Here is an 11286-nt window from a genome sequence, read left to right on the forward strand (position 1 = left end):
GGGGGATGAAGACAGGAACGGTAACCCATAAGCTGGATTTCAAAACCCAGCCTTATCCTTTTACCGCACCAGCCGTCATACCTTTTACAATATTCTTTTCAAAAATGATATAGAAAATTACAATTGGAATTAATGACATCGTTAATCCAGCCATTTGTGCGCCATAATCTGTTGTAAACTGACCAGCAAATTTCGCAAGTCCTAATGGCAGTGTTTGTAGTTCTGGATCATTAATTAACACTAACGCGAACGAAAATTCGTTCCAATTGTAGATAAAGTTCAAAATCATAACCGTCGCTAATGCCGGACGTGACATCGGCAAGATAATCGACCAGAAAATACGGAAAATCCCACAACCATCCATAACCGCTGATTCCTCAATATCCTTAGGAAATGCCTTCATGAAACTTGTTAAAATAAAAATCGTAATTGGCAAATGGAAGGCGATATAAGGGAACAGTAGTGTAATTGGTGTATTTAACAGACCTAAATTTTTCATTAAAATAAACATAGGTACTAATGTTGCATGAATTGGAATCAATAATCCAAACACGAAAAATCCATATAACCATTTACTCAACTTGAAGTCAAATCGAGATAAGAAATAGGAAGCTAATGCCCCGATAAAAACAGTTAAAGCTGTTGCTGTTACCGTAACAAAAATACTATTTTTAAACAGCACTCCCAGGTTCGCAATTTCCCAAGCATTCGCAAAGTTATCGAATACAAATTCCTTAGGGAATCCTAGCTGGTTAACCGCAAACTCCTTATCCGATTTAAAGGCGTTAATTGCCATCCATAGAATTGGATATGCATTTATTATAGCGAAAAAGATTAACGCAAGATAAATAAGTGGTTTCTTACTACTTTTTTGCTTCGATATTTTATTCGTTTTCTCCACTATGTCCACCTCCTATATCATTTTCTTTCCTAATACTTTGTTGACGACAGCAATTAAGATAAGACTAAAGAAGAAAATGAATACAGACACAGCACTACCATATCCATATTGTAATTTCGAGAATGTTTCATTAAACATATAGAGTGCCATAACATCAGTTGAGTGGGCTGGTCCACCATTTGTCATGACATAGATTAAGTCAAATGTCTTCAAGCTACCTGAGATACATAGGATAACCGCAACTAATATGGTATCCCAAATCATCGGAACCGTGATTTTCCAAGTGGTGGCCCATTCAGATGCTCCATCCATCTTGGCTGCTTCTAATACTTCACCAGGTACATTTTGCAAGGCTGCTAAGAAGATGATCATGTATAGACCAACGAACTGCCATATGACAACAACTAAGACAGCGATCATGGTCCATTTCGTATCCCCTAACCAGTTTTGCGCTAGTGAATCAAGTCCAACTGTTCGTAACACTTCATTGATTAACCCGTTTCGGGAATTATAAATTAAGCTCCATGTTAATGAAATGACAACTGTTGATAAAACAACAGGTAAAAAGCCAATCGTTCTAAATAGCTTTGCACCTCTTATTTTACGGTTAAGTAAGAGCGCAATGAATAATGCGATCGGGACCTGCCCCAATACAGAAGCTAATACGACATAAATATTATTTTTTACTGAATTCCAAAAAAGAGGATCCGAGAATAACTTTTTAAAATTGTCTAATCCAATAAAAGTCATTTCATTGAATCCGTTCCATTCCATTACTGAATAATAAAAGGACTGGAGAATTGGATAGATGGCAAACACAACGTAGAGGATGAAGGCCGGTAAAATTCCTAATACGATTGCGACCTTGCTAGTCTTTGTTAATTTCATGTTCTCCCCCCTAAATGCTCACAGGTTACTTAGAAATCAAGTAACCTGTGATGGACATTATTTGCTTTCTGCTTCTTTTTGCATTTCTTTTGCAAGTTGTTCAGGTGTTTTGTCACCTAATGTAATGGATTGAAGACCATTGTTGATAATATCAGTTAATTCAGGTGTTAATGTCGCATCGTATACTGGTGCTAATCCACCTTTTACATAACTATTTGCATCCTGGAAGATTTGTGGAATGCTATCATCCATCTCAACATCTGCAGGTACAATAATATTTGCTTTAATTAAGCCTTGGTATAATTCTTCATCATAGTAGTATTTTAGGAATGTGAATGCTGCTTCTTGTTCTTCTTCACTTAACTGGCTGCTAACTGCGATACCGCCACCAGCAACACCCGCGATTTTTGCTTGATCTCCATTTCCACCTTCAAAGCTTGGGAATGGTGCTACACCGATGTTATCAGCATTTTCAACACTGTCTAAAATTGGACCAATTGCCCATGAACCTGCAAAGTGCATTGCAGAAGTACCTTTAATAAATTCATTTCTTGATTGAGCTTCATCAAGAGTATTCATATCTTCATTAAATGCATTCATTTTTGTTAATTCATCAATTACTGATAATGCACTAACAAACTGTGGATCTTCAAAAGAAGCTTCTCCGTTCAATGCTTTGTTTAAGAAATCACTTCCTGTAAAACGATCTCCGATTGTAGAAATGTATACAGACTGTAATGGCCAGATTGCTTTGTTACCTAAAGCAATTGGAGTAATACCTTTTTCATCAAGTGCTTTTACAAGTTCTTTAAACTCTGCATATGTTGCTGGAAACTCATCGTATCCAACCTCTTTTAGCATTTCTTTATTGTAATAAATTAAGCTTGTAATACTTACGTTACCTGGGATTGCGTAATAGTTTCCATCAACCGCATAGTCTTGAAGGATTGAATCTGGAATAACCCCTTCCCAATTATCAATGATTGGGTTAAGTGGAAGAATTGCTCCACCTTCAGCTAAAGGCGCTGTTCTTGCACCAGGCCATACACGCATTAAGTCAGGTAATTGATTTCCTGCAGCCTGTGTTCTTAGTTTTGTTTCATATTGATCATGAGGAATCTCTTCGATTTTCACTTGAATATCTTCATGCTCTTCATTAAATTTCGCAATAATGTCTTTGGAAAGCGTATTTTCCGGACGATCTTCTGTCCAGTCGGTCCAAAGATTTAACTCAATTGCGCCATCCTTTGAAGACCCTTTACTTTCTTCGTCCTTGCCACCACATGCGGCTAGTGCCAACAGCATTACAGCTGCCATTAGGATAAATCCTAATTTCTTCATATATATTCCTCCCTTTTTATCTTCCATTGAAGCGTTTTCATCATCTTACAATGATTATTATACCGCTTTCATTTTTTTCAACTATCCTACAAATCTATAAAAACATCCAAAATTCTCGGCGAGGTGATTTCGGTTAAATATCTGGACTAAACGCCTGAAAATCAACATTTTCATATAATAGAATACTAATTTCACAATATAACAGCTACGCTTACATACTTCTTTTCTACACAAAATCAATTCAAACAAACGATTGATTGAATTTATAGTTTCACGACATTACTGGCTTAGACCATTAAACAAACGTTTGTTTGAAATCGACTTTCATAAGAAAAGCCCGATTAGTACAGATTTTGTACTATCGAGCCGTATTTTTTCTACTATAATATAAGATTGTGTTGGATTAGTACATTAGGTAAAACAAGGGGACAGCGGAACCGTCCCCCTTGTTTCTATTTGTCAACTACAAAATGAGGATTGTGTAGGATTTCATCAACTATCTCTTCCGTATTTCTAAGATTCGTGTCTAATAAGTATGGATGATTTTGAGGACTGGATTCCAATTGTTCTAATAAAAATAAGGCGCGGTCAATTAATTCAATATCTCCCCGCTTGTTAATCCGTTCAATGAGTGTCTCCTTTTCTGCTCTCAATACAATATAGTTCAGTGTAACTTGCAAATCAGAAATTTGTTTGTTAAACCACTCAAGTTCATCTTCTACCACAAAGTCAATGACGACTTTATAGCCATTTTGAATAAAACGTTTGGTTACATGGAGGATATTCTCCCACGCTAATCTCAAGGATGTCTCCCATGATGCTTCTGCTCCATATTCAAACATGTGTAAGAACGTATCACCTTCAATAAGAATACAGTTTTCAACCTTTTGAGCTAGACTTTTTGATGTTGTTGATTTCCCGACACCAACTGGACCTGAAACGAGAAAGATTTTTTGATTTGACACTGGTACGATTCCTTCCTAAGCTAAATTTCGTATGACAAAAATCATCCTCATCTTCCATCTACACCGAGTGCAATTGCCCCAGCCAATCCAGCATTGTCTCCCAATCCCGGTAGAACAATGTAATTGTCTATATTCTCTGGTGTTATTTCTGGAAGTGCGACATAACCATTGAGCAATTCCAACACTTGTTTACGTACTAACGGCAGTAAGTGCTCTTGTTTCATCACGCCTCCGCCAACGACAATCTTTTTCGGAGATAAGACCAAAATGTAATTCATTAATGCTTGTGCTAAATAATAAGCTTCCATTTCCCATACTTGCGGATGGTCTGTTAATTCTTGGCCTTTTTTGTTCCATCTTTTTTCAAGGGCTGGTCCCGCTGCAAGACCTTCTAAGCAATCCCCATGATACGGACAGAAACCATCAAACGTATCATTCGGATGACGCTTCACCAAGATATGGCCCATTTCAGGGTGAGTTAATCCTTGGTATGGCTTACCATCAATGACAGCTCCGACACCAATTCCCGTTCCTACTGTCATATATAAGCAACTGTCAAAGCCTTTCGCAGCACCCCAAGTTGATTCAGCTAATGCTGCTGCGGTTACATCCGTATGAAAACCAATGGGGACATCAAACTGTTTTTTAAGTTCACCGACGATATTATAATTTCTCCATTTTACCTTGGGTGTTTCTGTGATATATCCATACGTTTCGCTTGCCCGATCTACATCAATCGGACCAAAAGAGCCAATCCCGATCGCCTCTACCTCTTTTTCATGGAAAAATGAAAAAACCTTTTCCATTGTTTCTTCTGGTGTGGTGGTTGGGAATGTCACTCTTTCGATAACTTCCCCGTGTTCATTTCCGATTCCACAAACAAATTTTGTTCCGCCGGCTTCGATTCCGCCAATTAACATATCATCCAACCTTCTTTCCAGTTTAGATTGCTACTAACGGGACAGGGTGAGCATCCCATATCCCGCTTTTTTATACTGCTGGACAAAATCCATTGTAAAGTGATGGTTTGATTACCCGTTCGACACTCTACCTTACTGTATCGAATTGATTGCTGATACACGTAACTTACCAAGATCGACTTTTTCATTCTCCAGATGGCCGATTTCGATAGTCTTCGATTCGTTTGGCAATAAATCAAAGAAATTATCACTAAAATGAATTTTCTTTGCTGGTATTTCTAGTTTTACCATCCTTGCAAGATTATCTGTTTTTACGGTAACTGTTTGTTTCTCTTGGTCAACAACTATATCAAGTCGAGCTTGTGGAAGGGCCAAGTCTTTATGGTCTCTTAAATAATACATATTTTGTTGTGCTTTACCTTCTGTAGAAGAAAGGCGAACAACCACTTCATTGGCCGGGTAACCTTTTAGCAACTCAGCTTCTGTGTAGCTTGTGATTTCCACCGAAGAATTCCCCTTAACCTCAACAGGGATAGTTGTCTTAAACAATTCTTCCCCACTAAAGCTTTCAATCTTTAACTCTAGTTCATCCGTATATGCCTCTACATAATCATTAACAACCCAAATCTTCAGGTCACTTCCTGTATCATGATCAATCGTTAGTAATAACGGGTGGAAAAATTTCTTCGCATAGAAGTATGATGCCTTAGGTAGTTGATAATAATCTATCATTGACCAACTTGTACCTGGCCAGCAGTCATTTAGCTGCCATACAAGCGCACCGCTCGTAAACGGTTTGTTACGACGATAATGCTCAATTCCACATTTTAATCCTTCCGCTTGGGTCAGCATGGAGAAATTCATGTATTCCTCAATATCCGTTGGGATGCCTGTGTAACCTTCCATTAACATGATGCCTTTTTGGTGATGATAATCCTTGTTGCGATATGACATTTCATCACTACCCCAGTAGAAGGTTCCTTCAGGAAGATTATCTTCTAAAGTAAAACGGTTCGCGGAAGCATGCATACCAAATTCACTACTAAAACGGGTAAAATCCTTTTTATAGTTTTTGAAAGATACACCTTCGACACTATAATCCTGACCTAGATTCTCTCCAAATTTACGAGGTTCCACATTACCATGCCACACCTGCCAATTGTGACGGTCTCCTACTTCTTGGGAATCATGGTCATTCCCACCAAATGGAGAGCTTGGCCAATAAAGGCGACTCGTATCTAACTCGTCTAGTAATTCAGGAATCAGCTCATGATAGATTTTTTCACCGTAAAATGGGGTGTTGATGTTTCCAGCCGTATACTCTACTTCATAAAGCCAGTCATTTTCATTGTTTCCACACCATAACGCAATACATGAGTGATTACGTAGCATTTTGATGACTGCCTCTATTTCGGTTCGTACATTTTGCATATAGTTATAGTTGTAATCCGGGTATAGCGCACATGCAAACATGAAGTCCTGCCAAACGAGCATACCTAGTCGGTCACATTCCTGATAAAAAATATCTCGTTCATAGATTCCACCGCCCCACACACGAATCATGTTCATATGTGCCTCTTTTGCCTGCGTTAAGAGCTGGCTGTATCTTGAATCCGGTGTAGCTCCGATAAAACTATCAATTGGAATCCAGTTCGCACCTTTCGCGAAAATTTCTACCCCATTTAATACAAAGGTAAAACGGTTATTTCCTGCCGCATCCTTTTGCATCACCTCAATGGTACGAACTCCAACCTGTGTTGTTTCCGAATCAATCGTCTCATCGTCACACAGAAGTTCAACATCAAGCGTGTACAGGTGTGGTGTACCTAAATCATGCGTCCACCAAAGCTTTGGATTTTCAAGTTCGATTGTAAAATTCACATGGTTTCTCGTTACCTGAGCCGTTTTGATCATCCCATTCGATCCATCATGAAACTTCACGTTCACTGCCAAAGGATGATTGCGAACAAACGTCTTCGTGTCGACATCAATTTCGACGATAGCTCTATCATTCTTGATTTCTACTGTTCTTGCAAATACACTATCAATCTTGGCAATTTTTCTTTTTTCGAGTCGAACATCTTTCCAAATACCTGCCGTTACGATTTGCGGACCCCAATCCCAACCAAAGTGAGACTGCGCTTTACGAGCCCAAATGCGATCCTTCCCATAACCAGCCCAATAGTTCTTTTCCTTTTCCTTTAATACATCAGCTACCACATCAAATTTAACCGCAATGATGTTTTTTCCATCAAGGACCTCTCGTGTTACATCGAATACATGTGGAATATACATATTTTCAGTAGAGGCAATTTCGCATCCATTTAAATAAACCGTTGCATACGTATCGAGTCCTTCAAAGATTAATTCTAAGCGCTCATCGGATTGGAGATTTTTCTTATCATAGTGAAACTCCGTACGGTACCACCAAATTTTTTCCGAAACCCATTTAGATTTCAAATCATTATGTCCATAGAATGGGTTATCGATTAATCCCTTTTGAATTAACGTCGAATGAACATCACCAGGTACATTTGCCGTCATCCAAAAATGATCAATATAGTCTGGAGCAGCGATTACTAAATCACGTTCTTGGCCTTCCTCGAAATACTGGATTTTCCAGTTATGTGTTAGTTTCATTTGTTGTCATCCTTTTCGCTTCCATTATTCAATACCTTCAAACATTCAATGCTCGGTAGATTTCCTCAATATGAACCTCAGCTAGTGCCATTACTTGATCTGCACCGCCATAATAGATTTTCACGATATCATCTTCGAATAATGCACCACATGTGAAGACAACATTTCCAAAGAATCCTTCTACTTCGTATGGTGCTTCAGGAACAAGAATTGGGGATTCTGTTTTTGCTAAAATCTTATTTGGATCTTCTAAATCAAGTAATACAGCACCTAATGTGTAACGATTGTCACGGTCTGCACCATGATAGATTTCAATCCAGCCTTTTTCCGTTTAGAACGGAACAGCTCCACCACCAATTTTTTGTGATTGCCAGCCTTCTTCCACACCCATTAGGAATTTATGCTCTCCCCAATGTGTTAGGTTTGGGGAAGTGGCCGTCCACATTTCACCACGTCCAATTTGCTTTGGAACTGGACGATGAAGCGCAAAATAATTTCCATTAATCTTTTCAGGGAAAATCGTCACATCTCGATTTTCGGTTGTAAAAATAATCCCAAGTCGTTCTACTGATTTAAAATCCTCTGTTCTCGCCAACGCAGTTGTAATCCCTTTATCTGAAACAGCTGTATAGTTAATATAGTAAAATCCATCAATAAAGCTAATTCGAGGATCTTCAGCACCAAATGCTTCATAACGATTGTTCGGAAAGATAAATGGCTTTTCGTCTACGATAAAGTCGACACCATTTTTGCTTCGCGCAATACGTAAATGGGACATCGAAGTTAAATACACATATGTATCAATATCTATTTGCTTCACTTTTCGAGGGTCGGAATAATCATACGCTGGATTGTTACGGTCAAGATCCAACACATCTACATAAAACTCTTCCCCATCACTCTTTAAAACAGGTACAGTTAGTACATCCGGATTGGTTTGTACAGGCCGCTCTGCTACACGCATCAGTAAAATAATCTCATCTTCATATCGTGCAACACCCGCGTTGAAAACGCACTCAATTGTAAAATCAGGACGTGACGGTATGACATCTTGCGGTCTAATGAGAGGGTTCTTCATACTTCTCTTTATGTCCATTTTTGTTTTCACTTCGTAACTCCTCCTTATAAAACCCTATCGAATCATATTGTTCCAATAATAATGGGGCATGAGAAAAATCCCCTACCCCATCGTCCCTTTTATGGATGAGAAACAATTAATTCCAGGTTCCCTTTCACTTCAAATTCACCTAGTCCCGCTGGTAAGATAAAGTGACTGCCTTTCTTAATTGAAAAACTACCTTCTTCTGTTACAATTTCAGCAGTACCGCTCAATACACTGCAGATTAGAAAAGGCTTGTCCTGATGGAAGGCTGCAGAATCCTCAATATCCCATTTGTACACAGAGAAGTAATGTTCCTTTACAAAAGTAGTAATCGTAGCACCTGAAATTTGTTCAATGCTAGGCTTTACTGTCACCTCTTCATGTGGAATGGTGCTTACCTCGATTGATTTCTGAATATGCAATTCACGCTTGTTCCCATTTTGATCGACTCGGTCATAGTCATAGACGCGGTAGGTTGTATCGGAGCTTTGCTGGGTTTCCAAAATAAGAACACCCGAACATAGGGCATGAATGGTTCCACTTGGTACATAAAAGAAGTCGCCCGGCTTTACCTTCACACGACTCATTAATTGGTCCCACTTGCCTTCTTCAATCATCGAAACAAACTGCTCTTTCGTTTGAGCTGTATGCCCATAGATAATTTCTGCATCATCTTCACAGTCGATTACATACCAGCATTCGGTTTTACCAAGTTCGCCATTTTCATGCTCGTTCGCGTACTCATCATTTGGATGGACTTGAATCGATAAATCATTATTGGCATCTAGAATTTTGGTTAGAAGTGGAAATACGTCCCCTTCCATATCACCGAAGAGCTCGCGATGTCCTTCCCACAGTTCCCCAAGGGTTTTCCCTTCATAGGGACCTTGATTTACAACACTCTGCCCATTTGGATGTGCAGAAACAGCCCAGCACTCGCCTGTTAAGTCTGATTCGATTTGATAGCCAAATTCCGTTCGTAATTTAGTACCGCCCCAAATACGTTCCTGAAATTGTGGTGTTAGAAAAATTGGTTGTTTCACAATAGCACTTCCCTTTCCATTACTTCTGTTAATTAATCGGATAAAAATAAATGTAGTATTTCTTCAAATCCACTTTCTACAATAAATGAATCACTAATACAAAGGAACTGTATCCCGAACCTACTGTTTACATTCACTTGTGGAATGTCTTTGAATTAAATTAGCCGGGAGTAATATTTCTTGCATCGGTTCATTTGGATGATCAATTCTCCAGAGTAACTGTTTAAACGCATAAGATCCAAATAACTTTAAATCCATTGCCATTGTTGTGATTGGAGGATCAGATAGTTGAGATAATTGACCGTTATCAAAACTGCATACTGACACATCATCCGGTATTTTACGTCCTATACTCTTTAGTGATGAACTAACCATAAAACCATATCCATCATTGACACATAACCAAGCACTTGGCACGTTAGTTAACGATTTAATCGTTTGGTCAATTGCAGCACTATTTTCTTCTATATGAAGAAACATGACTTCCTCATTTCGCGTGATATTTCCATCCTTCAATGCTAATAAATACCCTTCCATCCGTTCGTAGTAGCTTGGTGAGAAATTAATATTCCCCACAAAAGCAATGTCGCGATGCCCCAAATCAATAAGGTGTTTCGTTGCTGTATAAGCTCCAAACCTATTATTCGTTAAGATTGCATCAGCTTGTATCAATGGATGATGATGGTCAATTAATACGGTAGGAATACCAGTGGAAATCACTTTGTTGATATATTCCAAACTGATATGAGATACGATGATGATCCCATCGACTCTTTTTTCTTCTATGAAACTTGGTAAAATTAAATGTTCCTTTGAAGATTCCGAAATCGATTGTATCAGAAGGTCTACTTTGTTATTAATGGCATTTTGTTCGATCGATAAAAAGATTTCCCCGAAAAAACTCTTAAGGGAAAAGGCAAATTCCGTAGCAATCAAGCCAATCGTTAGATTCCTTTTTTCTTTTGAGACTGTCTTTTTTCCTTTATATACATATCCTAGATCCGCTGCAGTTTTTTCAACTAATCGTTTGGTATCTGCACTCACTCCACTTTTTCCAGTTAAAGCTTGTGATACGGAGTTTTTTGAAATCCCCAATTTATCTGCAATATCTTGCATCGTTACTTTCTTTTTCATATTTCCTCCTAGATTCATTACGAAATCTTTTTGTAACGTTACAACAATAATACCACTAAAAATATCAATATGGAAGATAACAATCTAAATTTGACAAGATGTTGAAGAACTCCTTCTTCCTTGACACTAACGTTACATTAACATTATAATCAAAATGTAATTAATTCTAGTAACATTACAAATCTACATTTAACAACCTTGTAATTACCTTTGTAATTATAAAATACTATTTACGTATTTTATTAAGTTACTAGGAAAAAATAATTAAACCAACAACGAAACCTACCTTATGAACGCATTTTGTAAGCGATTAAACAAGGTAAGAGTAATTGTAAAACAAGGGGGAAATAAA

General features: G+C 38.1%; 8 protein-coding genes and 1 pseudogene. All 9 read right to left on the reverse strand.

Annotated features, from left to right (window positions below; genetic code table 11):
• Nucleotides 1-52 precede the first annotated feature (52 nt).
• Complete coding sequence (locus tag AC6CHV_RS16635) at nucleotides 53-901, reverse strand: ABC transporter permease subunit (RefSeq protein ID WP_498079263.1); 849 nt, start codon at nucleotides 899-901, stop codon at nucleotides 53-55.
• A gap of 12 nt (nucleotides 902-913) precedes the next feature.
• Nucleotides 914-1789: an ABC transporter permease subunit gene (locus AC6CHV_RS16640; RefSeq protein ID WP_121445562.1), complete on the reverse strand. Its 876-nt coding sequence runs from the start codon at nucleotides 1787-1789 to the stop codon at nucleotides 914-916.
• 57 nt (nucleotides 1790-1846) lie between these two features.
• Nucleotides 1847-3130 carry an extracellular solute-binding protein gene (locus AC6CHV_RS16645; RefSeq protein ID WP_498079264.1) on the reverse strand — a complete coding sequence of 428 codons (1284 nt, stop codon included), beginning with the start codon at nucleotides 3128-3130 and terminating at the stop codon, nucleotides 1847-1849.
• A 452-nt stretch (nucleotides 3131-3582) separates the two neighbouring features.
• The gene (locus tag AC6CHV_RS16650; RefSeq protein ID WP_498079265.1) at nucleotides 3583-4095 is read right to left on the reverse strand and encodes an AAA family ATPase; all 513 of its coding nucleotides are present in this window, start codon (nucleotides 4093-4095) and stop codon (nucleotides 3583-3585) included.
• Nucleotides 4096-4142: 47 nt separating this feature from the next.
• Nucleotides 4143-5015 (reverse strand): ROK family protein, encoded by an 873-nt coding sequence (locus tag AC6CHV_RS16655; RefSeq protein ID WP_498079266.1) that lies wholly within the window; start codon nucleotides 5013-5015, stop codon nucleotides 4143-4145.
• A gap of 132 nt (nucleotides 5016-5147) precedes the next feature.
• On the reverse strand, nucleotides 5148-7655 hold the full coding sequence (locus AC6CHV_RS16660) for a glycosyl hydrolase 2 galactose-binding domain-containing protein (RefSeq protein ID WP_498079267.1): 2508 nt from the start codon (nucleotides 7653-7655) through the stop codon (nucleotides 5148-5150).
• A 37-nt stretch (nucleotides 7656-7692) separates the two neighbouring features.
• Nucleotides 7693-8751, reverse strand: a pseudogene (locus tag AC6CHV_RS16665) (glycoside hydrolase family 130 protein).
• 101 nt (nucleotides 8752-8852) lie between these two features.
• Nucleotides 8853-9803 (reverse strand): mannose-6-phosphate isomerase, class I, encoded by a 951-nt coding sequence (manA, locus tag AC6CHV_RS16670; protein WP_440273063.1) that lies wholly within the window; start codon nucleotides 9801-9803, stop codon nucleotides 8853-8855.
• Between the two features lie 117 nt (nucleotides 9804-9920).
• Entirely contained in the window at nucleotides 9921-10934 is a 1014-nt protein-coding gene (locus AC6CHV_RS16675; protein WP_498079268.1) for a substrate-binding domain-containing protein, read from the reverse strand.
• Nucleotides 10935-11286: the final 352 nt, after the last annotated feature.

It is taken from the genome of Ferdinandcohnia sp. GQ5, from assembly GCF_059759275.1.